General features: G+C 69.3%; 23 protein-coding genes, 1 tRNA gene and 1 pseudogene. 8 read left to right on the forward strand and 17 right to left on the reverse strand.

The window, feature by feature from the left end; genetic code table 11:
- Positions 1 to 289: transposase (locus ID574_RS45900; RefSeq protein ID WP_188195373.1), on the forward strand; the 289-nt coding region annotated here is incomplete at its 5' end.
- A 491-nt stretch (positions 290 to 780) separates the two neighbouring features.
- Here ID574_RS45900 and ID574_RS45905 read toward each other — a convergent pair.
- Together ID574_RS45905 and ID574_RS45910 are read right to left on the reverse strand one after the other, a co-directional pair.
- Complete coding sequence (locus ID574_RS45905) at positions 781 to 1,002, reverse strand: hypothetical protein (protein ID WP_188195374.1); 222 nt, start codon at positions 1,000 to 1,002, stop codon at positions 781 to 783.
- Positions 1,003 to 1,393: 391 nt separating this feature from the next.
- A pseudogene (locus tag ID574_RS45910) lies at positions 1,394 to 2,915 on the reverse strand (IS110 family transposase).
- A 332-nt stretch (positions 2,916 to 3,247) separates the two neighbouring features.
- Between ID574_RS45910 and ID574_RS45915 the strand changes: the two are divergent.
- Positions 3,248 to 3,601, forward strand: a complete 354-nt coding sequence (locus tag ID574_RS45915) for a hypothetical protein (protein WP_188195375.1) — start codon at positions 3,248 to 3,250, stop codon at positions 3,599 to 3,601.
- 304 nt (positions 3,602 to 3,905) lie between these two features.
- On the opposite strand, the gene ID574_RS45920 is transcribed toward ID574_RS45915, so the two are convergent.
- The 3 genes from ID574_RS45920 to rlmB form a co-directional block, all read right to left on the reverse strand.
- Positions 3,906 to 4,106 carry a response regulator transcription factor gene (locus ID574_RS45920; protein WP_188195376.1) on the reverse strand — a complete coding sequence of 67 codons (201 nt, stop codon included), beginning with the start codon at positions 4,104 to 4,106 and terminating at the stop codon, positions 3,906 to 3,908.
- Between the two features lie 232 nt (positions 4,107 to 4,338).
- Positions 4,339 to 4,411: transfer RNA gene (locus ID574_RS45925), tRNA-Thr, on the reverse strand.
- A 20-nt stretch (positions 4,412 to 4,431) separates the two neighbouring features.
- Complete coding sequence (gene rlmB / locus ID574_RS45930; RefSeq protein ID WP_188195377.1) at positions 4,432 to 5,394, reverse strand: 23S rRNA (guanosine(2251)-2'-O)-methyltransferase RlmB; 963 nt, start codon at positions 5,392 to 5,394, stop codon at positions 4,432 to 4,434.
- A gap of 242 nt (positions 5,395 to 5,636) precedes the next feature.
- On the opposite strand from rlmB, the gene ID574_RS45935 reads away from it, so the two are divergent.
- Positions 5,637 to 6,218, forward strand: coding sequence for an RNA polymerase sigma factor (locus ID574_RS45935; protein ID WP_188195378.1), 582 nt, complete (start codon positions 5,637 to 5,639; stop codon positions 6,216 to 6,218).
- A 730-nt stretch (positions 6,219 to 6,948) separates the two neighbouring features.
- Here the strand turns inward: ID574_RS45935 and cysS are convergent.
- A complete protein-coding gene (cysS, locus tag ID574_RS45940) occupies positions 6,949 to 8,340 on the reverse strand; it encodes a cysteine--tRNA ligase (RefSeq protein ID WP_188195379.1) in 1,392 nt (463 codons plus the stop codon).
- A gap of 43 nt (positions 8,341 to 8,383) precedes the next feature.
- Positions 8,384 to 8,770 (reverse strand): PPOX class F420-dependent oxidoreductase, encoded by a 387-nt coding sequence (locus tag ID574_RS45945; protein WP_188195380.1) that lies wholly within the window; start codon positions 8,768 to 8,770, stop codon positions 8,384 to 8,386.
- A 74-nt stretch (positions 8,771 to 8,844) separates the two neighbouring features.
- Between ID574_RS45945 and ID574_RS45950 the strand changes: the two genes are divergently transcribed.
- Entirely contained in the window at positions 8,845 to 9,978 is a 1,134-nt protein-coding gene (locus tag ID574_RS45950; protein ID WP_188195381.1) for a DUF2637 domain-containing protein, read from the forward strand.
- 84 nt (positions 9,979 to 10,062) lie between these two features.
- On the opposite strand, the gene ID574_RS45955 is transcribed toward ID574_RS45950, so the two are convergent.
- The 4 genes from ID574_RS45955 to ID574_RS45970 all read right to left on the reverse strand — a co-directional run bounded on the left by ID574_RS45955 (position 10,063) and on the right by ID574_RS45970 (position 11,886).
- The gene (locus ID574_RS45955; protein ID WP_188195382.1) at positions 10,063 to 10,332 is read right to left on the reverse strand and encodes a GlsB/YeaQ/YmgE family stress response membrane protein; all 270 of its coding nucleotides are present in this window, start codon (positions 10,330 to 10,332) and stop codon (positions 10,063 to 10,065) included.
- A gap of 98 nt (positions 10,333 to 10,430) precedes the next feature.
- Positions 10,431 to 10,727 (reverse strand): GlsB/YeaQ/YmgE family stress response membrane protein, encoded by a 297-nt coding sequence (locus ID574_RS45960; protein WP_188195383.1) that lies wholly within the window; start codon positions 10,725 to 10,727, stop codon positions 10,431 to 10,433.
- Between the two features lie 185 nt (positions 10,728 to 10,912).
- Positions 10,913 to 11,386 (reverse strand): 2-C-methyl-D-erythritol 2,4-cyclodiphosphate synthase, encoded by a 474-nt coding sequence (ispF, locus tag ID574_RS45965; RefSeq protein WP_188195384.1) that lies wholly within the window; start codon positions 11,384 to 11,386, stop codon positions 10,913 to 10,915.
- A 17-nt stretch (positions 11,387 to 11,403) separates the two neighbouring features.
- Entirely contained in the window at positions 11,404 to 11,886 is a 483-nt protein-coding gene (locus ID574_RS45970; protein ID WP_043624891.1) for a CarD family transcriptional regulator, read from the reverse strand.
- Between the two features lie 240 nt (positions 11,887 to 12,126).
- On the opposite strand from ID574_RS45970, the gene ID574_RS45975 reads away from it, so the two are divergent.
- Positions 12,127 to 12,705, forward strand: a complete 579-nt coding sequence (locus ID574_RS45975; RefSeq protein ID WP_223167766.1) for a copper chaperone PCu(A)C — start codon at positions 12,127 to 12,129, stop codon at positions 12,703 to 12,705.
- A gap of 55 nt (positions 12,706 to 12,760) precedes the next feature.
- On the opposite strand, the gene ID574_RS45980 is transcribed toward ID574_RS45975, so the two are convergent.
- Complete coding sequence (locus tag ID574_RS45980) at positions 12,761 to 13,453, reverse strand: response regulator transcription factor (protein ID WP_188195385.1); 693 nt, start codon at positions 13,451 to 13,453, stop codon at positions 12,761 to 12,763.
- The gene (locus tag ID574_RS45985; RefSeq protein WP_188195386.1) at positions 13,450 to 14,631 is read right to left on the reverse strand and encodes a sensor histidine kinase; all 1,182 of its coding nucleotides are present in this window, start codon (positions 14,629 to 14,631) and stop codon (positions 13,450 to 13,452) included. Before ID574_RS45985 ends, ID574_RS45980 begins: the two co-directional genes overlap by 4 nt.
- 134 nt (positions 14,632 to 14,765) lie before the next feature.
- Here ID574_RS45985 and phoU point away from each other — a divergent pair, with 134 nt between their 5' ends.
- The 3 genes from phoU (at position 14,766) to ID574_RS46000 (ending at position 16,545) form a co-directional block, all read left to right on the forward strand.
- Positions 14,766 to 15,410: a phosphate signaling complex protein PhoU gene (phoU, locus tag ID574_RS45990; RefSeq protein ID WP_188195387.1), complete on the forward strand. Its 645-nt coding sequence runs from the start codon at positions 14,766 to 14,768 to the stop codon at positions 15,408 to 15,410.
- Between the two features lie 83 nt (positions 15,411 to 15,493).
- A complete protein-coding gene (locus ID574_RS45995; protein WP_188195388.1) occupies positions 15,494 to 16,303 on the forward strand; it encodes an alpha/beta fold hydrolase in 810 nt (269 codons plus the stop codon).
- A 17-nt stretch (positions 16,304 to 16,320) separates the two neighbouring features.
- Entirely contained in the window at positions 16,321 to 16,545 is a 225-nt protein-coding gene (locus tag ID574_RS46000) for a hypothetical protein (protein ID WP_188195389.1), read from the forward strand.
- On the opposite strand, the gene ID574_RS46005 is transcribed toward ID574_RS46000, so the two are convergent.
- Genes ID574_RS46005 through mshA form a run of 4 tightly spaced genes read right to left on the reverse strand, consistent with a single transcriptional unit; the run spans position 16,535 to position 19,816 of the window.
- Entirely contained in the window at positions 16,535 to 17,311 is a 777-nt protein-coding gene (locus ID574_RS46005) for a carbon-nitrogen hydrolase family protein (RefSeq protein ID WP_188195390.1), read from the reverse strand. The two genes, ID574_RS46000 and ID574_RS46005, sit on opposite strands and share 11 nt — an antisense overlap.
- A gap of 13 nt (positions 17,312 to 17,324) precedes the next feature.
- Positions 17,325 to 18,068 (reverse strand): phosphoglyceromutase, encoded by a 744-nt coding sequence (locus ID574_RS46010; protein ID WP_188195391.1) that lies wholly within the window; start codon positions 18,066 to 18,068, stop codon positions 17,325 to 17,327.
- 18 nt (positions 18,069 to 18,086) lie between these two features.
- The gene (locus tag ID574_RS46015; protein WP_188195392.1) at positions 18,087 to 18,566 is read right to left on the reverse strand and encodes a type III secretion system chaperone family protein; all 480 of its coding nucleotides are present in this window, start codon (positions 18,564 to 18,566) and stop codon (positions 18,087 to 18,089) included.
- An 11-nt stretch (positions 18,567 to 18,577) separates the two neighbouring features.
- On the reverse strand, positions 18,578 to 19,816 hold the full coding sequence (gene mshA, locus ID574_RS46020; protein WP_188195585.1) for a D-inositol-3-phosphate glycosyltransferase: 1,239 nt from the start codon (positions 19,814 to 19,816) through the stop codon (positions 18,578 to 18,580).
- Positions 19,817 to 20,359 lie beyond the last annotated feature (543 nt).

The raw sequence follows: 20,359 nt of genomic DNA on the forward strand, positions 1-20,359 counted from the left end.
CACCGGCCTGGCCAACCTGCCGCTGCACCACTTCGCTCGCAACCAGATCTGGTGCGAGCTCGTCGCGCTGGCCTGCGAACTCCTGGCCTGGATGCAGATGCTGGCGCTGCCCGGCACCGCTGCTCACGGCTACGAGCCCAAACGCCTGCGCCTGCGGCTGTTCGCGGTGGCCGGACGGCTGGTGCGCGGCGGCCGCCGTCTGCGCCTGCGCATAGCCGCACGATGGCCCTGGGCCCACGACATCCTCACCGCCCTGAGCCGCCTGCAAGCCCTGCCGGCCCCGACCTGATCGCCACAGGCTGTCCCTGCGACCAAGAAAGGGAACACCCGGAGGGCCCGTGGAACCCCGCCCACCCGACGCGACAGCCGGGCCGGCGTGCTGACCACACCACGCAATTCGACCTTCAGCCGGACCGTTTAGCCGACCACACCTTGATCACGAAAGATCGAGGCTAGAGATCTCGACGGATCAGGCGGACGTTGCGGACCGGGCCTTCCGGCAGAACCTCGAGCAAGTGCGTGAGGCGGCCGAGTTGGTGCAGGAACCGCCTCGCCACCGAGTAACCCGTCCAACCCGGCGAAGGGCTCAAACTAGGCCAACGGCCACCTCCCAGAAATCGGCGCAGACGCGCCGAAAAACCGAGAGACAAGGAACTACGAAAATCGCCACCGCACCGGACGCCACTCAACGCGCGACGGAATCAACCCGACCCACGTGAGAGCGTCCGGGATCGGCCTTAATCGCGGATGGCGTACGAAAGAAATGCCGTCAGCGAACGGTCAGGCCCACAACGCCCATTTCGGCCCGTAGGTTTCCATATAGACACAGCTGTAGGAGGTCCACCATCCCCACTGAATGCCGAGGTTGCCGCCATTGACGCAGTCGGAGTAGAGGTAGTAGACGTACCTGATGCTGTCCGCCTGAGCAGGGGCCGTCCCCACCGATAGTGTCAGGCCGGCAGCCAGCGCCGCAGTGACGGCCAACGATCGAGCTTTGCCCATGACTCTCCTTCGGGATTCGCGACGACATCTCAGAAATCATGACAGCGCTACCCGTCTCCGACGAGTCCCGAAGTTCTCACGGCGCTCTCACGGAATCGTGAGCTTGCCAGAGATCGCCAGAAGCTTCCGAGATCTCTGAAACTTTCACGTGTCGAACGCCAACCTGCCATGACGAGCACCCGAGCCAATGGTCGCAACTCAAGGAGATCTGACCGATGCCAGCCCGAGGGACACCATTCCCGGCACTGTCCCACATGCTGTTTCGACCGCTGCCCGATCGCCGGTGAAGCCGCGTGGGGCTCTGTCTGACCCGAAAATTCGAGCTTCACGTGGGCAGGCGGCAGCGAACCCCTAGCGGCAATGAGCGATAAGTGATTCGCGGTGAGTTGTGTCAGGTCGGCGCGGGCTCGATGAGGACGGCCTTTCCGTTGCGGATGACGATCTTCTGGCCGGTCAGGGCTTGCAACTGGCTGGCCAGGCTGCGGGCGCGACGGTCTTTGCTGATGCGGCTGTCGTAGTAGTCGGCGCCCAGGTCGTGGAAGTGGGCCTGGGGATCGGATAACAGCTGGTAGACGACGGTGAGCACCGAGTTCCCGGCGGCGACCAGGGCCTTGGATTTGCCACGGCGGCGGGCGATGCGGCGATAGCGCTCGCCAAGGAAGGTGTCGCTCTTGCTGAAGGAGAAGACGATCCGACCCAGCGTGCCGGCCAGCCACCGGTTGCCCTTGCCGCGCCCCTTGCCCTTCTTGCGGCCCGTCGACTCGTGCGTCTGGGGACAGAACTTGGCCCAGGACACCAGGTGCGCGGCGGTGGGGAAGCGGCTCATCTCCACCCCGATCTCGGCGATCAACTCCTGGGCGGCCACCTGGCCCACTCCAGTGATCTCATCGAGCTGGGCCGCCTGCGCCGAGAAAGGGCCCATAACCTGCTCGATCTCGGCGTCCAGCAGGGCGGCCTGCTCGCTGAGCCGGTCGATGTTGGCCAGCATGATGAGCAGCAGCACGGCGTGGTGATCGGTGAAGAACCCGCGCAGCGCCTCCTCTAACGCGGGAATCTTGCCGCGCATGCTGCCCCGCGCCATGTCGGCGAGCACCTTGGGATCGCGCTGGCCATCGATCAGGGCCTGCAGCATCTGCCGGCCGGACACCCCGAAGATGTCGCTGATCATCGACGACAACTTCACCTGAGCGTCCTCCAGCAGCTTCTCGGCCAGCTGCATCTCCCGGGTGCGGTCTTCGATCAGCGAGCGCCGGTAACGGGCCAGGTCCCGTAGCTTGCGGATCGGCGCGGGCTGCACCAGCGAGGGCCGGCACATGCCCCGCTCGGCCACCTTGGCCAGCCACACCGCATCGGCCCGGTCGGTCTTGGCCCGGCCCGGCACGTTCTTTCACCTGCCGGGCATTGACCAGCCAGCAGTCGAACCCCTCGGCCTCCAGCAGCCAGAACACCCCCTTCCAGTAATCGGAGGTGCTCTCCATCACCACCCGGGCCACGCCCTGGCAGCGCAGCCAGTCGGCCATCTCCAACAGCGCCGCCGTGGTGGTGGCGTACGCGCGGATCTCCTGCAACCGCCGTCCGGGCCGGTCCTCGTGCGGCACCCGCACGCACGCCTCCAGCCCTGCCTTGCCTAAATCCAGAGCCGCGACCCGATCCACATACAGGTCCTGCTCATCGACCTCTTGCACGGCGTTCCTCCCCTCCCATCGATGTGGGTGGGTCCACGGGTCACCCGCAGGAGCCAGCGGGGGATGGAAGAGGCGGACCCTCGTGCTCATGGCAACACTGCGCGGCCCCCTGAAGCAGCTCCCAGCGATCAAACTCATTAACGGCCTCACCCGCGCCATAGACGAACCGACGTCGGCGGGTGACCCGCACCCATTTTCCCGCCTGAGCGGCGTCCCGAGCAGGGACATGGGAACTAATTAGCTATAGCTAATAGAGTCGGTATTCGCCTGGACCACGGCGAGCAGCACGCCTAGCGGGTCATAGGTACCGGCCGCTCAAGCCCGGCACGCAGGTTGCCCAGCGCCTCACGGCTGGTGGCGCGCACCGCCTCCATGGCCTGGCGCGCTTCGGCCCCGCGCCTGCTCAGTGCGCAAGCCGTTCCTCCGCGACCGCGTCGCCGCGACATGAGGTGTCATGCCGATTGGCGGCAGACGTCATCCAGCGCACCGCGCGGAGCGAATGGACGGGCGATCAAGCCTGCCGCCGTACCAGTGGAGGTCGAGTCGAAGGGGGTAGGACCGTGAAACGCCTCAAGTTCATCAGCGTGGTCCTGAGCGCGCTCGCCGCACTCCTGTTCCTGCCCGTGAGCCCGGCCGGCGCGGGCGTCAACACCGTGTGCGCCGGAAGCCTGCCGACCGGCTGGGTCAAGACGGACTTCTGGGATCCGACCCGCTGCGGGAACCCGTCCAGGATCACCTACAACGTGTGGAACATCGAGTCCTACTACGACCAGCCCGTCGGTGCGATCATGACGGTCTGCTCCAACCAGCTGCCCGCCGGCTGGGTCCTCGTCAATACCCGGTGGGATCCGACGAGCTGTGGCCACCCGTCCCGGATCATCCAGAACATGTGGACAATCCAGCGCCTCTCCTGACGTCGTTCCGCGCCATTGACCGGTCCCGGACGCGCCACCCGCACAACGCCCGCACGTCCGGGGCCGAACCTCGTGCATTCGGGGTAGAGCCAGAAGCATCGAGATCACCCCAGTGCTCCGGGGCGGATTCGGTGGAGCTCATGTGGCGGGCAGACCTGTCCCGAGCTCAAGAACGCTGGTTCGCCCAGCTGACGCCACGAGGTCCTGGGTCGGGAGATCGGTTCCTGCGCCGCCGCTCATGCCTGCCGACCAGGACGGCCGAGCATAGCGCGTTGCCTACGGACGACATCCGGCATGAGGCGGTTCAGCGGGTGGCGGGTTCCACCAGGCCGCAGTCGTAGGACAGCACGACCGCCTGCGCTCTACTGGTCAGGCCCAGTTTGGCCATCAGGCGGCTGAGATGGGTCTTGATGGTGCCCTCGCTCACCGACAGCTGCTCGACGATCTCCTTGTTCGCCGGACTTTCAGCCCGCCCTCGAACGGATCCTCGTCCCCAACATCGCACGCGACGTCGAAGGCCGCCTGATCACCGCCGACCGGCGGCTCTGCCAACTCGGCAGATGGGGCAGCAACGATCACACGCCGATGATGGGCGCGGTCGCCAGCGATGGCCGCATCCTGGGCTTACTCAAGGCGCCTTTGACCACCGAGCGCCCGTACGCCGAAGGAGTGAGCACATTGCTGTATAGAGATCAAAAGGCCCCTTCCAAGTCCCGGAAGGGGCCCTTCCACCTGAGAGCCGACGAGGGGAATCGAACCCCTGACCTTCTGTTTACAAGACAGATGCTCTGCCGATTGAGCTACGTCGGCGCGGCCTACCAGTGTAGACGCTAGAGACGCCTGTGACGAGCGACCTCGTACAGTGCCACTCCCGCCGCGACCCCCGCGTTCAATGACTCCGCAGCCGCGGCAATCGGGATGCGGGCCAGGACGTCGCACTGCTCGCGGACCAGGCGGGACAGGCCCTTGCCTTCCGAGCCGACGACGATCACGGCGGGCTCGGAGAGTAGTTCGACGTCGGCGATGTCGGTTTCGCCGGAACCGTCGAGGCCGACGATGAACAGGCCCGCCTCCCGGTATTCGCGGAGGGCGGCGGTCAGGTTGGCGGCGCGGGCGACGCGGAGGGTCGCCAGCGTGCCGGCGGAGGTCTTCCAGGCGCCTCCTGTGACGCCGGCGGAGCGGCGCGAGGGGATGAGGAGGCCGTGGGCGCCGAAGGCCGCCGCCGAACGGGCGATCGCGCCCAAGTTGCGGGGGTCGGTGACGGAGTCCAGGGCGACGATCAGCGGGGCCTCGGCCACATCCTGGGCGAGCTCGACCAGCTCCGCCGGGTGGGCGTAGTCGTAGGCCGGGATCTGGAGGGCGATCCCCTGGTGGACGCCGCCCTCGGTCAGGCGGTCGAGCTTGTCGCGGGTGACCTCGAGCAGGGCGATGCCGCGTTCTGCGGCGATCTTGATGGAGTCGCGTACGCGGTCGTCGTTGTCGATGCGCTGGGCAACGTAGAGTGCGCCGGCCGGCACCCCGGCCTGCAGGGCCTCCAGCACGGGGTTGCGGCCGCCGATGTGCTCAGGGGCGTCCTCCGAGCGGCGCTGCCTGGTCGGGGACGTACGGCGCTCGCCGGTGTGCTCCTCGCGGGCGATGCGCTGCGAGCGGGCCTTGTCCTTGTACCAGTGGCGCATTTCGGCAGGTGGAGTCGCGCCCTTGCCCTGGAGCGACCGGCGTTTCTGCCCTCCGGTGCCCTTGGACGGGCCCTTCTTCTTCGCGGGTCTGCCCGATGCCCTGCCTCCTGCTGCCATGTCATCAAGGGTACTGGGGCTGTCAGGCAGCTCATCCCGCACGACCGGTCCCGGCGAGGCGGTGAATCCTTCTGCGGGCTTGGCGCCTCTCATACGTGTCCCGGCAACACCGCCGGTGACGTCCACAGGACACAGGACACAGGACATGGAGGTCGTCGTGGTCGCAGGTATCGCTGTCGCCGTCGTAGCCGTGCTCATCTGCGCGTGTAGTGTCGTCGTGCTGCGCCGGAGGGGGCGGGAACGTGGCTGACACGACATGGTCGGACGAGCGGCTCATCGCCGCCGCGCGGGGCGGTGACGTCGATTCGATCGCCGCGCTGGTGTCGGGGGCGCATCCGCATGTGCAGCGGTTCGCGCGGTCGTTGTGCGCCACCCCTGAGGACGCCGAGGACGCCGCCCAGGAGGCGTTGATCGTCCTCTATCGCAAGATCGGGACGTTGCGGGCCTCCGGGGCGTTGGCTTCGTGGATGTTCCGGATCATTCGCAACGAGTGCCTCCGGCGGGCCCGGCTGATGATGTGCTCCCATTCGACGACGTTCTCGGCCGGCCGCTCCATGCCGTCCGCGGAGGAGGAGGTGTTCCAACGGCTGGAGGCCGCCCGGGTGGCGGAGGCCATCGCGACGCTGCCCGCCGACCAGCGTCAAGTGCTGATCATGCGGGATGTACAGGGCATCAGCGGGAGGATGGCCGCGGACGCGCTGGGATTGAGCACGGCGGCGATGAAGTCGCGGCTGCATCGGGCTCGGGCGGCGGTGCAGCGCATGTTGTCCGATCCGGCTCCAGGCGTTCGATCGATTCGGGAAGGCGGGGGGATCGGTGGCTGAGGGGCGGAGCTTCGCAAGTTCGTCGGTGTCGCGGCATCTCGTACGCGGTTTGGTGGGATTCGGCCCGCTGATCGCCGCCATCGTGCTCGTCCCGGTGGTGGGTCCGGTCAGTCTGCTACTCGTAGCGGTCGCGGTGCCGGCCTTTCGCGGGTGCCCGACCTGCTGGTTGATCGGTCTGGCGCAGACGGTCTCCAGAGGGCGGCTGCGGAGGTCATGTTCGGGTGGCGTGTGCGAGCTGGAGGCCTCCGGCACCTTTCGGGCCGTCGAGTGATGCTCGGCATCAGCGTCGGCATCGGCATCGCGGCTTCCCGGGATCGCCGGCTGGCGGGCGGTCGGCGCGGGCGGCGCAGCGTGAGCGGAGACGTCGTGTCGACGCCACGCTGGAGGTCCTGGCGAGCCTCGTCCGAGAGGAGAAGACGAAGAGGGGAGTGTGGTTCCGGCATCGAGGAAAGCGGCGGTGAGATCGTCGCGGGCTCGGGCGGCACGTGCCCGCCGTAGATCTCAGTAGGCGTGCGGCGGCGCGACGGTCGTGCTGATGCCGCGCTCCCATCCGGGCGGGGCACGCCTTCCTCTGGGGCGACGCCACGGCCGCCGTTCCCTGGAGGAAGGGCGCCGTATGCCCCGAAGGGCGCCGAAGCGGGCGGGCTCGGCCTTGACGGCGGCGGCTGGGCCCGGCAGTCGGCACTGCTCGCCGAGGCGCGGGCCCAGGTGGGAAACCGCCGGTAGCCGACTAGCGGGAAAGCTCCCAGCGGGGCCCGTGCGGTGTGTCCTCCACCGTGATGCCCGCCGCCGCGAGCTGGTCTCTGATCGCGTCCGCCGCCTCGTAGTCCTTGCGGGCCCGAGCCGCCTTGCGCTGCTCCAGCGCCACCGCCACCAGCGCGTCCACCACAGGTGACAGGTCCGAACCTGCCCCACGCCACTGCGGCGAGCGCGGGTCGAGGCCGAGGACGTCCAGCATGTTCTGCGTCTCGGCCAGCAGCCGTGCCACGGCCTCCTTGTCGCCCCGCGACAGCGCCACGTTGCCCTCGCGCACCACCTCGTGCACCACCGCCAGCGCCTGCGGCGTGCCGAGGTCGTCGTTCAGCGCGTCCGCGAACGCCTGCGGCAGCGGCGCGTCGGCGTCGACGTCGTGGATCACCTCGGCGGCGCGCGTCACGAAGCCCTCGATGCGCTGGTAGGCGGCCGCCGCCTCCAGGAGCGCCTCCTCCGAGTATTCGATCGAGGAGCGGTAATGCGGCGCCGCCAGGTAGTAGCGCAGCTCGACCGGGCGCACCTTCTGCACCATCTCGGGAATCAGCAGGGAGTTGCCGAGCGACTTGCTCATCTTCTCCGCGCCGATCTTGAGCATGCCGTTGTGCATCCAGTAATGCGCGAACCCATCGCCGGCCGCCTGGGACTGGGCGATCTCGTTCTCATGGTGCGGGAAGATCAGGTCGATCCCGCCGCCGTGAATGTCGAACGTCGGCCCGAGGTATTTCGTCGCCATGGCCGAGCACTCGAGGTGCCAGCCCGGACGCCCGGGACCCCAGGGGGTGGGCCAGGTCGGCTCGCCCGGCTTCTCGCCCTTCCACAGGGCGAAGTCGCGCGGGTCGCGCTTGCACGACTCGTCGTCGGTGTCGCCCGCGGCCCGCATGTTCTCCAGCTTCTGGTTGGAGAGGGAGCCGTAGCGGTCGGCATAGGACCGCACGTCGAAGTAGACGTCGCCGCCGGAGGCGTACGCGTGGCCGCGCTCGATCAGCCGCTCCATCAGCGTGATCATCTCGGGCACGTGGCCCGTGGCCCGCGGCTCGACCGTCGGCGGAAGGCAGCCCAGCGTGTCGTACGCCCACGTGAAGGCCCGCTGGTTGCGCTCGGCCACCGCGAACCAGGGCACGCCCTCCTCGGCCGACACCCGGATGATCTTGTCGTCGATGTCCGTGACGTTGCGGCAGAACATCACGTCATATCCGGAACGCGCCAGCCACCGCCGGAGCACGTCGAAGTTCACGCCCGAGCGGATGTGCCCGATGTGCGGCGGAGCCTGCACGGTCGCCCCACACAGGTAAATCGACGCCCGGCCGGCTTCGACCGGAACGAATTCACGGATGGCGCGCGTGCTGGTGTCGTAGATGTGCAGGCTCACGAAGGCAAGGCTAACGCCTGTACGGCGTCATTACGTCGATAAATCAACCCCGTACCGTGACCCTGTCCGGCCGGATGCGGACAATCAGCCGTTCGGTGCCCGGTTTGTCCTCCCATGACTGCCCCCGGTACTTCTGCGAGAGCTCCTCGATGAGCGCGCCCTCGGGGTCGGGCGTCATGGTCACGTGCCCGCGCACCTCCACGTAGCGGTACGGGTCGTCAGGGTCGATGACGAGCAGGCTCGCGCGCGGGTCACGCTCGAAGTTCCGCGGCTTCCTGCGCCCCTTCGCGGTCGAGAAGATCACGTCGTCGCCGTCCGTGCGCACCCACACGACCGTCGACTGCGGCCCGCCGTCGGGGTTGAGGCTGGTCACCGTGGCGAAGTTCGGCGCGTCGAGGAGTTTCCTTGCTTCTTCCGGAAGCTTTGCCATGTCTCTCCCTTGATCGGTCCCGGTTCACATTCTTCTGTAGGCTCGAAACCGCCATGGACGTGACTCCCCCCTCTATGCTCCGTCGCCTGGGCGTCGCCCTGGCGGGGCTCGCGGTCGCCGCACTCGCCGGCGCCGCCTGCGCGCTCTCCTTCGACGACCTGCGCGCTCTGGCCATCACCGGCGAGGCCAGGCAGGATCTCGCCTTCCTCTATCCGGCGGCATTCGACGCCCTGCTCGTGGTCGCGCTGATCGGCGTGCTGCTGCTGCGCTCGGCCCGGTTGCTGGTACGCGTGCAGGCGGCGATCGTGCTGATCCTGCTCATCGCGGCCGCCGCGGCGGCGGATGTGGCCACGGCGGTGCGGTTCGTGTTCGACGTGCGGCAGGCGGCCGTGGGCGTGGCCGTGGCGCCCTGGGTCATGCTGGCGGTGGCCCTGTGGCTCTGGCTGCTGCTGATCAAGCACGTGCAGGCCCATCGGGTCGCGGACGGGGGCGAGGAGGACGACGGTACGCGGGAGCCCGACATCGTGCCGTTCCACCGTGCCCGGCCGGCCGAGACGCCTCCCGCGCCGGTCACCGAGGCGCCCGCGCCGGTCATGGAGCCCGCTCCCCGGGTCGGCCCCACCACCGCCCAGGAAAGGCCCCAGGAGCCTCAGGTCCGGCCTCAGGAGCCGCCGGTCCAGCCTCAAGAGACACACGCCCGGGAGCACGAGCCACCGGTTCCCGCCCACGATGCGCCGATCTCCGCGCAGGTGGCCGAATGGCGAGCCGAAGAGCGGGCCGACGAGTCCGCCGGGCTCCAGGAGGACCCGAGGGAACACGAGCTCGCCCAGGTGGACGACCAGGACGCCATCCAAGAGCCCGTACGGGACCAGGAGCCCGCCGTCCAAGAGGACGTCCAGGAGGAGCCCGAGCCGAAGACCCGCCCCCTCCGCTGGGGCGACCGCGTCAAGCCGACCGACGTCCTGGTCCACCCCCGCCGCGACGAGCGTGACGTCGACACCCAGCCGCACCCGGTCTTCGAAGACGACGTCCCCGACCCCGTCCACGGCCCGGAGGCCGCCGACGTCACCGAGCGCCACACGGCCGCTCAAGCCGGCGAGCAGCACGAGGACGAGTCAGGCGACACCGCCCCGCATCCGGTGATCCACGACGACACCCCGGCCCCGTCCGGGCGGCTGCGCGCCACTCCACGCCCGCCGGAGGACTGACCACGAACACGCCTGTCAGGGGACTGGACGTGAAGGGCCCGCCCGGGGGACGGATCGCTCCCCGGGCGGGCCGATGTATTCCGCCTAGACGCTGGTCCCGCGCCGAAGCCCGGCGACCAGGCCGACACCGACCACCGCCAGCACCACCTGCATCACCAGTTCGATCCAGTCGATGCCGGGCGTGGTCTGCACCCCCAGCACCTGCGCGAGCAGCGTGCCCAGGAGAGCGGCCACGATGCCGACGACGATGGTGAGGATCCACCCGATGGCCTGCCTGCCGGGAAGCAGCAGGCGACCGATTGCGCCAATCACGGCGCCAATCACGATGGCGCCAAGGATGGATTCGATTGTCATGACATGAAACCTCCCCGTGAGAGTGAGCGGTTCACTCCCACGGAGATGCTCGCTACCCGATCTCCGGCGATTATGCGCCGTTATGACGTACGCCCAGGTCAGGTGGGGGTTCCAGGGGTTCCGCGGGTGCGTCCCGCGCGCCCCATGCCCATCCTGGTCACGAGGAGCACGCCCACGATCGCGAGCGCGAGCTGGAGTATGTGTTCGATCCAGTCGATCCCCCGCGTGTCGGCCCAGCCGAACGCGTGCGCGATCAGCGTGCCGATCAGCGCTGCCACGATGCCGACCACCAGCGTCACGCCGATGGATATGTTCTGCTTACCAGGCACCAGCAGCCTGGCCAGCGCACCGATGATGGCGCCGATGACCACTGCGGAAACAATCGCCCCGATCATGTGTGGCTCCCCCCGAAGACGTTCACATGTCTTGGGGAGACCTACCCGCCGGATCAGACAAACAACCCATTGAGGAAGGCGGCGGTCCGTACCGCGCCAGTGACGAACCGCCGCCTCCGAACTAGGCGGGCTAGGCGACGACCCGCCAGGACACCCTCACGTATCCCAACAAAGAGGACGCCCGGCTATGTGGAAAGGTTCACTACCAACGCGGTCGCGATGGCCGCGATGCCCTCTCCGCGCCCGGTCAGCCCGAGCCCGTCGGTCGTGGTGGCGGAGACGCTCACCGGCGCCCCCAGAGCGGCGCTGAGCGCCTTCTCGGCCTCCGCACGGCGCGGAGACAGCTTGGGACGGTTGCCGATCACCTGGACGGCCACGTTGCCGATCTCGTAGCCCGCGGCGCGTACCTGGCGGGCGGTCTCCTCGAGCAGGGCGGTGCCGGACGCACCCGCCCAGCGCGGGTCGGACGTGCCGAACAGCCGGCCCAGGTCACCCAGACCGGCCGCGGACAGCAACGCGTCACAGGCGGCGTGCGCGGCGGCGTCGCCGTCGGAGTGGCCCTCGAGCCCGGTCTCGCCGGGCCAGTGCAGGCCCGCGAGATTGAGCTCGCGCCCCGAGGAATCCGAAGCGAACGGGTGGACGTCTACTCCGACGCCCACCCGTGGAAGATTCGCGCTCAGGAGTTGAGGACCTCGTCGAGCAGGGCCTCGGCCTTGTCCTCATTGGTCTTCTCGGCCAGGGCCAACTCGCTGACCAGGATCTGACGCGCCTTGGCGAGCATGCGCTTCTCGCCTGCGGACAGCCCGCGCTCGCGGTCTCTCCGCCACAGGTCCCGAACCACCTCGGCGACCTTGTTCACATCACCGGAGGCGAGCTTCTCCAGATTGGCCTTGTAGCGACGAGACCAGTTGGTGGGCTCTTCGGTGTGCGGCATCCGTAGGACGTCGAAAACACGCTCAAGGCCTTCCTGGCCGACAACATCGCGCACACCGACGAGTTCTGCGTTTTCGGCTGGCACCTGGACGGTAAGGTCGCCCTTGTCGACCTTGAGCACCAGGTAGGTCTTTTCCTCACCCTTGATGGATCGCTTCGTGATTGCTTCGATCCGAGCAGCCCCATGGTGGGGGTAGACGACAGTGTCGCCGACCTGGAAAGTCATGTGACAAGTACCCCTTCCGCTGTACTCCAGGGTACCACGCGTCCACAGGCTCCCGGAACAGTGAAATCATCATAACTGCAGGTCAAAGCCGCATATTAGGGCTTGACAATCGGTCAACTCTATGAATCTCCATTCCGGACATAGCGAATGACCTGCGGGGGTGTGGATATGACCATGGAATCGGGTGGATATGGTGGGCGCTGCCCTACACGCACGCGCAAGACCAAGGAGAACCCGCCCGTGACCAGCCGTCGCTGGATTGTCGTAGCCGCCGCGTTCTTGGCAGCCCCTGTGCTGGCCGGCTGCGGGGCTGGATTCGACGCCACCACCAACAAGCCGTACGCGCCCAACGAGGCGCAAGTCTTGATCGACAAGGGCGCCTACGGCACTCGCGGCATTCACATCCCGCAGGCGTTCATTCTCGGCCCGGACTCCGGCGCCCAGCTCCCGTGGCGCGGCTCGGCCCCGATCTACCTCAACATCCTCAACACGGCCGGCGCCCCCGACACCCTGCAGGCCGTCTCGGCAGGGAACATGGGCACGGTGAAGGTCACCGCCCCGATCCAGCTCCCGAGCAACCAACTGGTGAACACCGGCAAGCCGACGCCGCAGCTCATGCTCGAATCGATCCCCAAGAGCCTCAGGGGCGGCGAGAGCATCCGGCTGGACCTTCAGTTCGCCAATGCCGGGACAGTGTCCATGGAGGTGCCTGTGGTCACGCGCAGCCGCGAATTCGCGGCCTACCCCCCGGCCCCCGGCGCCACTCCCGCGCCGACGCCGACGCCGACGCCGACCGCGCACGCGGAAGAGTCTCACTAAGACACGGCAAAGCCCTTGTTCCGGTACGCGGGGAGCGCACCGGAACAAGGGCTCGTCAGTCCTCCACCGCGTCGAACTTGTAGCCCAGGCCGCGCACGGTGAGGATGCAGCGCGGGTTGGACGGGTCCGACTCGATCTTGGCGCGCAGCCGCTTGACGTGGACGTCCAGGGTCTTGGTGTCGCCCACGTAGTCGGCGCCCCAGACGCGGTCGATGAGCTGGCCGCGGGTGAGCACCCGGCCCGCGTTGCGCAGCAGCACCTCCAGCAGCTCGAACTCCTTCAGCGGCAGCTGCACCTGCTCCCCGCGCACGGCCACGACGTGCCGGTCGACGTCCATGCGCACCGGGCCGACGGCCAGCACCGCGGTCTCCAGCTCCTCGACGACGTCGCCCTGGCGACGCAGCACCGCGCGGATGCGGGCGACCAGCTCCCGCGAGGAGAACGGCTTGGTGACGTAGTCGTCGGCGCCCAGCTCCAGCCCCACGACCTTGTCGATCTCGCTGTCCTTGGCCGTCAGCATGATCACCGGCACCTTGGAGCGCTGCCTGAGGGAACGGCACACCTCCGTGCCGGGCAGACCCGGCAGCATCAGGTCGAGCAGCACCAGATCGGCCCCGTTGCGGTCGAACGTGTCGAGCGCCTCGGGCCCGGTCGCCGCGACCGATACCTCGAAGCCCTCTTTGCGCAGCATGTAGGACAGGGCGTCGGAGAAGGACTCCTCATCTTCGACGACGAGAACTCGGGTCATTTAGCTGTCTCCAGGGGAATCGAGGGTGGTACGGCCACCGCCGTGCCGCCGAAGGCGGGCAGGCGGAGCGTGAAGGTGGAGCCGGACCCTTCCTTGCTCCAGACGGACACCTCGCCGGCGTGCGCCGCGGCGACATGCTTGACGATAGCGAGCCCGAGCCCGGTGCCGCCGGTCGCCCGGGATCTGGCGGCGTCGACGCGGAAGAAGCGCTCGAAGATGCGCTCCAGCGCCTCCTCGGGGATGCCGATGCCCTGGTCGCTGACGCTGATCTCCACGGAGTCGTTCGCGGGCCTGACGCTGACCACCACCCTCGTGTGCTCGGGGCTGTAGGCGATGGCGTTGTCGATCAGGTTGCGCAGCGCGGTGACGAGCAGCTCGTCGTCGCCCCAGATGCGCAGGCCCTCGGTGCCGCCGGAGACGAGGGCGATGTCCTTGGCGGCCGCCTTGGTGTTGCAGTAGTCGATGGCGTCGTGAATGGCCTCGTCGATCGAGACCTGGCCCGGTGTGGGGATGGGCTCGGCGCCCTGGATCCTGCTGAGCGTGATCAGGTCCTGGACCAGGTGGTTCAGCCGAGCCGCCTCGTGCTGCATGCGGTTGGCGAAGCGGGTCACCGCCTCGGGGTCGTCGGCGGCGTCCTGGATGGTCTCGGCGAGCAGGCTCAGCGCGCCGACCGGGGTTTTCAGCTCGTGGCTGACGTTGGCGACGAAGTCGCGGCGCACGGCCTCGACCCGGCGCCGCTCGGTCTGGTCCTCGGCGAGCACCAGCACCTGCCCGTAGGTGCCGAGTGGCGCTACGCGGACCGCGAAATTCGTCGTTTCCTGGCCGAACTTGTGGCCCGCGACGTCGATCTCGCTCTCGCGGATCTCGCCGTCGCGGCGTACCTGCCGGGCCAGCGCGAGCAGCTCGGCGGCCATGAGCCGATCGCCCTTGACCAGGCCGAACGCCCGCGCCGCCGAGCTGGCGCGCAGCACGCGGTCGTGCGCGTCGAGCACCACGGCGGACGAGGGCAGCACCGCGAGGACGGAGGCCACGCCCTGCGGCAGCGCCGCGCCGGTCTCCACGGTCTCGGGCTCGGTGATGCGGCTCGGAGCCTCGATCTGGTTTCGGTAGAACAGGACCGCCAGGGCGCCCACGACGAACCCGGCCAGGGCTGCGAAGCTCATGGCCAACTCACTCATGTCTCTGATGGTAGGCGGCGTTCTTCCAGGGACAGACCCCCTCATCAGGGGATGAACACCCCTTTCCTGCAAAGTTCATCTGGGTGTAGGGGATCGTTCATCGACCGCGATATGCCCGGGCGTACGGTGAGAGCATGCGCGACGCGTACCATGAAGAACTCGATGGGCTCAATGACAAACTGGTCGAGATGACCAGGCTGGTCAGGTCGGCCATTTCCCGCGCCACCACCGCCCTCCTCGACTCGGACCTCGCGCTGGCGGAGAGCGTGATCTCCCGCGACGACGAGGTGAACGCGACGTTCGCCGAGGTCGAATCGACGATCTTCGACCTGATGGCCAGGCAGCAGCCGGTCGCGGTCGACCTGCGCACGATCATCACCGCTCTGCGCATGGGGACCGACCTGGAGCGCATGGGAGACCTGGCCGTCCACGTCGCCAAGGTGGCCCGCCTGCGCCACCCCGACTCCGCGATCCCGCCGCAGCTGCGCTCCACGATCCTGGAGATGGGCCAGATCGCGGAGAACCTCGTCACCAAGGCCGGCAGCTGCGTGGCCTCGCGCAACGTCGAGGCCGCCCTGGAGCTGGAGCACGACGACGACGCGATGGACCGCCTGCATCGCAAGCTGTTCCGGGACATCCTGGCGAAGGACTGGCAGTACGGGGTCGAGCCGGCCATCGACATCACGCTCATCGGCCGCTACTACGAGCGGTACGCCGACCACGCGGTACGGGTCGCGCAGGACGTCGTCTATCTGGTGACCGGCACGCGACCGGGCTGATTTTCTTTCCGCGACCGCGACGATTCCGGCTACCGCCGGGAGTCCTACCTCCAGAAGATCCGCACGAGGAAAGGACCACCGGCATGGCCACCACCCACACTCTGCGCGTGCCCGGCGCGAGCCTGCACTACGAGGTCCGCGGCACCGGCCCGCTGCTGTTCGTCATCGGAGCCCCGATGGACGCCTCGGCCTTCGCGCCGTTCGCCGACGCGCTGGCGGGCGACCACACCGTGGCCACGCTCGACCCGCGCGGCATCTCGAACAGCACCCTCGACGACCCCGAGGAGGACTCCACGCCCGAGTTGCGGGCCGACGACGTCGCCGCGATCATGGACGACCTGGGCGCGGAGTCCGCCGACGTGTTCGGCAGCAGCGGGGGCGCGGTGACCGGGCTCGCGCTGGCCGAGCGGCATCCGCACCGGGTGCGTACGCTCGTCGCGCACGAGCCGCCCCTCCTGGAGCTGCTTCCCGACGCCGCCGAGCGGCGGGCCGCGACCGAGGACATCATCGCGACCTACCGGCGGGACGGGGTCGGAGCGGCCTGGGTGAAGTTCATGGTCACCGCCGGGTTCGACCTCGAGGCCGAGGGCGCGCCCGCGGGACCGCCCGGGGAGCCCTCGGAGCAGGACCTGGCCAACAGCGCCCGCTTCTTCCTGCACGAGCTGCGCCCCACCAGCCGCTACGTGCCCGACGTCGCCGCGCTGACCGCCGGCCCGGCCCGGGTGCTGGTCGGCATCGGGCTCGACTCGGGCAATCTGATCACGTACCGGACGTCGGTCGCGCTGGCCGAGCGGCTCGGCACGCCGCCGGTCGAGTTCCCCGGCGACCACGGCGGGTTCCTCGCGCACCCCGCCGAGTGCGCCGACGTGCTGCGGAAGGCGCTGGCCGGCTGAAGCCGTACGCTGGGTCCATGGAGACCGGCCGCTGTTTCTCGTGCAAGCGCGAGTTCACCTTCGATCCGGCAGAGGCCCCGACCGTCCTGGTCGACCCGGAGACCGGCCGCCCGCCGGGCCTCACCGGCCTCGGCACCCTGCGGCCGGCCACGCCGGAGGCCGTGGCCAGGTCGTCCGACCAGCCCGTCTGCCCGGACTGCCTGGATCGGGCGAAGCGGCTTCAGCCGTGGCTCAACCTGTGACGCTTCTCACCCACCTGCGGTAGAGCGCGGGGTTCAGGGAGGCGTCCCAGTGGTGGGGCGGCGACGCGCCGTCCGGTTCGATGTCAGCGACGAGCAGGGCGGGCTCTCCGTCGGGCGCCTCGGCCACGACACCGCCGTCAGGGGCGACGATCCGGGTGGCGCCGATGCCCTCGCGCCCGTCCGCCGTTCCGGCCACGTCGGCGGCGATCACCCAGCAGTCGTTCTCGACGGCGCGAGCAACCAGGGTCGAGCGTGACCTGATCCGCCAGCGGCGGGTGACGTCGGCGGGCAGGTCGTTGTTGAGCGGGCAGGCCAGGACGCGGGCGCCCGCCAGCGCCAGCAGGCGGGACGGCTCGACGAAGTTGGCGTCGTAGCAGATCACGACGCCGAAGGGCAGCTCGCCGTGGTGGTGGAGCGGCAGGTCGTCGCCCGGGTCGAAGGCCGCTTCCCTGGGGAACAGCTTGCGGGAGACGCCGAGGAGGCGGCCGTCGCGGACCACTGCCGCCGAGCTGTGCAGCAGGCCGCGATCGGCGCGCTCGGTGAAGCCGGCGACGACGGTCAGGCCGGGAGGGGCGGCCCTTAACGCCGGGATCAGCTCCTCCGCCGTGGTGGCCACGGCTTCGGCGGCGGCCCTGCCCGAGGGCATGCCGCCGAAATAGCACTCGGGGAGTACGAGCAGTTCGACGCCCTCCCGAGCGCACCGCCCGATCGCCTCAGGGAGCCCGCCGGCCGCGTCGCAGGCCAGGTCGGCCTGCAGCGCAGCCACTTTCACGCGATCGTCAGCGGCCCTGGTTGGCCACGGCCTCGATGGCGGCCTTGGCGGCCTCCGGGTCGAGGTATTCGCCGCCGGGCTTCAGCGGGCGGAACTCGGCGTCCAGCTCATAGCGCAGCGGGATGCCGGTCGGGATGTTGAGGCCGGCGATGGCCTCGTCGCTGATGCCGTCGAGGTGCTTCACCAGGGCCCGCAGCGAGTTGCCGTGCGCGGCCACCAGGACCGTGCGGCCGGCCGCCAGATCCGGGACGATCTCGTCGTACCAGTACGGCAGCATGCGGTCGACCACGTCCTTCAGGCACTCCGTGCGCGGCATGAGCTCCGGCGGGAGCAGGGCGTAGCGCGGGTCGCCGGCCTGGGAGTATTCGTCGTCGTCGGCGATCGGCGGCGGCGGCACGTCGTACGAGCGGCGCCACAGCATGAACTGCTCGTCGCCGAACTCCTCGCGCGTCTGCGCCTTGTTCTTGCCCTGCAGCGCGCCGTAGTGACGCTCGTTGAGCCGCCAGCTGCGCTTGACGGGCAGCCAGAGCAGGTCCGCCTCCCCCAACGCCAGCTGGGCCGTCTGGATGGCCCTCGTCAGGAGGCTGGTGTGGACGACGTCCGGGCGCAGCCCGGCATCCAGGAGGAGCTTGCCCCCGCGGCGGGCCTCGTCCTCGCCCTTGGCCGAGAGGCTCACGTCCACCCAGCCGGTGAACAGGCCCTTCGCGTTCCAGTCACTCTCGCCATGCCGTAGCAGCACCAAAGTCGCCATGGGGCTAATAGTACGGATTCAGCGGTCGGGGTCGGCGAAGCGGGCGAACGCCTGAAGGTTGGCCAGCGACTCCCCGCGCTTGGCCCGCCACGCCCACTCACGCCTGATCGACGAGGCGAAACCGAGCTCCAGCGCGCGGTCGAACCAGTCGTCGGCGTACGTCAGCACGCAGCCCAGCAGCCGGTCGACCTCGTCCCCGGTGACGGCGGCCAGCGGCACGCGGCCCACGAGGTAGACGTCGCCGACGGGGTCGAGGGAGAAGTGCACCCCGTACATCGAGCCGTTCTTCTCCAGCAGCCAGCGGTAGAACTCGGTGTGGTTCTCGTCCGGTTTGCGGCAGAAGAACGCCTCGACGTGGAGCACCCGTTCGCCCACGATCAGCCAGGTCATGGTGGCCAGTTTGTGCTGCCCGGGGAGTTTCGCCAGGAACGCCCCGGGCCGCGGCTCCTCGTAGGAGACCTCCGCGGCCTTGAGCGCGGCTTCGACGACATCGCGCATAGAAGTGCACGTTACAGATTGACCGCCACGGGCGTCTTGTGCAGGTTGGCGATCGCGGCCGCGTACACCTCCACGAGGCGCGACGCCGTCGCCTGCCAGCCGAAGGCGGCCGCGTGGGTGCGGGCGCCCTGGGACAGGTGGTCGCGCCAGTGCGGCGAGAGGACGAAGCGGCGCAGCGCCGCCGCCCAGTCGGCGGGGTCGTGACCGTCCACGAGCAGGCCGGAGACGCCGTCGCGGACGGCGGTGCGCAGTCCGCCGACGGCCGCCGCGGCCACGGGCGTGCCGCAGGCCTGGGATTCCAGGGCGACGAGGCCGAACGACTCGCTGTAGGAGGGGACGACGGTGACCGTGGCCGCGCGGTACCAGTCGGCGAGCTCCTTTTGCGGAGCAGGGGGAATGAGCCGTACGACGTCGGAGATGCCGAGCTCGGCGGCCATGTCGGTGAGGATGGACGGGCGGGCCAGGCCGTTGCCCGACGGGCCGCCGACGCAGGCCACCACCAGCCGCTCGCGGAGCGACGGGTCCTCGATGAGCATCCTGGAGGCGGCGCGCAGCAGCACGTCGGGGGCCTTGAGCGGCTGAATGCGGCCCACGAACAACAGCACGTGCGCGCCCAGCGGCAGGCCGAGGCGGTGCCGGGCGGCGGCTTGGGAGCCGGGCTGGAAGACGGAGAGGTTGACGCCGGGGTTGACGACGGCGACGCGCTCCTCGGGGGCGTCGTACAGGTCGATGAGCTCGCGGGCCTCGTCGGCGGTGTTGGCCACGAGGCGGTCGGCGATCCCCACGACCTGCTCCTCGCCGACCACGCGGGCCTGCGGCTCGGGCTGGTCGCCCTCGGCGAGGAGGAGGTTCTTGACCTTGGCCATGGTGTGCATGGTGTGCACGAGCGGCACGCCCCAGCGCTCCTTGGCCAGCCAGCCGACCTGGCCGGACAGCCAGTAGTGGGAGTGGATCACGTCGTAGCGGCCGGGGTCGTACATGGCCTCGGTGCGCAGCACCTCCGACAGGAACGCGCACAGTTGCGCGGGAAGGTCGGCGCGGTCCATCTCCTCGTACGGGCCCGCGGTCAGGTGCCGGACGAGGACGCCTGAGGCGAGCTCGGCCACGGGGGGCAGGTCGCGTGCCGTGGCCCGGGTGAAGATCTCCACTTCCACGCCGAGCTGCGCCAGTCGCCTGGCGGACTCGACGATGTACACGTTCATGCCTCCGGCGTCGCCCGTTCCGGGCTGGTCCAGGGGCGATGTGTGCATGCTGATGGTCGCCACCCGGCCGACCCGCCGTCGCCTCACTCGACACCACCTCCAAGAGCGTTACAACCATCCAAATTTTTCCGACATTCCCGACACGCGGTCACAACCCCCGCACCGAGGCGCCGTTAGCCCCTCGGCCCACCGCCTCCTGAGCTCCTCGTCGCTCCCCGCCCGACGGCCCCTCCCCGGCCTGGGCCTCGGCGGGCGCGCGGCCGGGAGAGGACCTGCCGGGTCTCGGTCGGTGACATCGCCCACCTCACAGGCCGCCTCGCCCTTCCCCGCTGCCCCCTGCTCCTGTCCCACGCCATTCGGGCCCCGACGGGCGCGCCACCGAGCAACGGCACGCGGGGGCCATGCGGGCGGTGCGGATCCCGGGGTCGAGCCGGGCACGGGCAGCGCCGGAGGGAGCGACCGGCGGGGCAGCCGGGTCGGGGGCGGGCAGCGTCGGCACAGGGACGGAGCACGGACAGGGCAGGCGCGCCGGTTGCGGGCGGGCAGCGTCGGCACAGGGGCCGCGCGACCGGCGGCGCGGGGAGAGGGTGT

This window comes from Nonomuraea sp. SYSU D8015 (assembly GCF_008065375.1).
Classification (GTDB): Bacteria; Actinomycetota; Actinomycetes; order Streptosporangiales; family Streptosporangiaceae; genus Nonomuraea.

What these genes read in the sequence shown, in the direction of transcription:
- ID574_RS46010 (WP_188195391.1), bottom strand. Translation starts at nt 18,068, where the DNA reads ATGGCGACTTTGGTGCTGCTACGGCATGGCGAGAGTGACTGGAACGCG.
- mshA (WP_188195585.1), bottom strand. Translation starts at nt 19,816, where the DNA reads ATGCACACATCGCCCCTGGACCAGCCCGGAACGGGCGACGCCGGAGGC.
- ID574_RS45905 (WP_188195374.1), bottom strand. Translation starts at nt 1,002, where the DNA reads ATGGGCAAAGCTCGATCGTTGGCCGTCACTGCGGCGCTGGCTGCCGGC.
- phoU (WP_188195387.1), top strand. Translation starts at nt 14,766, where the DNA reads ATGCGCGACGCGTACCATGAAGAACTCGATGGGCTCAATGACAAACTG.
- ID574_RS45980 (WP_188195385.1), bottom strand. Translation starts at nt 13,453, where the DNA reads ATGACCCGAGTTCTCGTCGTCGAAGATGAGGAGTCCTTCTCCGACGCC.
- ID574_RS45995 (WP_188195388.1), top strand. Translation starts at nt 15,494, where the DNA reads ATGGCCACCACCCACACTCTGCGCGTGCCCGGCGCGAGCCTGCACTAC.
- ID574_RS45960 (WP_188195383.1), bottom strand. Translation starts at nt 10,727, where the DNA reads ATGATCGGGGCGATTGTTTCCGCAGTGGTCATCGGCGCCATCATCGGT.
- ID574_RS45985 (WP_188195386.1), bottom strand. Translation starts at nt 14,631, where the DNA reads ATGAGTGAGTTGGCCATGAGCTTCGCAGCCCTGGCCGGGTTCGTCGTG.
- ID574_RS45955 (WP_188195382.1), bottom strand. Translation starts at nt 10,332, where the DNA reads ATGACAATCGAATCCATCCTTGGCGCCATCGTGATTGGCGCCGTGATT.
- ID574_RS45950 (WP_188195381.1), top strand. Translation starts at nt 8,845, where the DNA reads ATGCTCCGTCGCCTGGGCGTCGCCCTGGCGGGGCTCGCGGTCGCCGCA.
- ID574_RS45945 (WP_188195380.1), bottom strand. Translation starts at nt 8,770, where the DNA reads ATGGCAAAGCTTCCGGAAGAAGCAAGGAAACTCCTCGACGCGCCGAAC.
- ID574_RS46000 (WP_188195389.1), top strand. Translation starts at nt 16,321, where the DNA reads ATGGAGACCGGCCGCTGTTTCTCGTGCAAGCGCGAGTTCACCTTCGAT.
- ID574_RS46015 (WP_188195392.1), bottom strand. Translation starts at nt 18,566, where the DNA reads ATGCGCGATGTCGTCGAAGCCGCGCTCAAGGCCGCGGAGGTCTCCTAC.
- rlmB (WP_188195377.1), bottom strand. Translation starts at nt 5,394, where the DNA reads ATGGCAGCAGGAGGCAGGGCATCGGGCAGACCCGCGAAGAAGAAGGGC.
- ID574_RS45970 (WP_043624891.1), bottom strand. Translation starts at nt 11,886, where the DNA reads ATGACTTTCCAGGTCGGCGACACTGTCGTCTACCCCCACCATGGGGCT.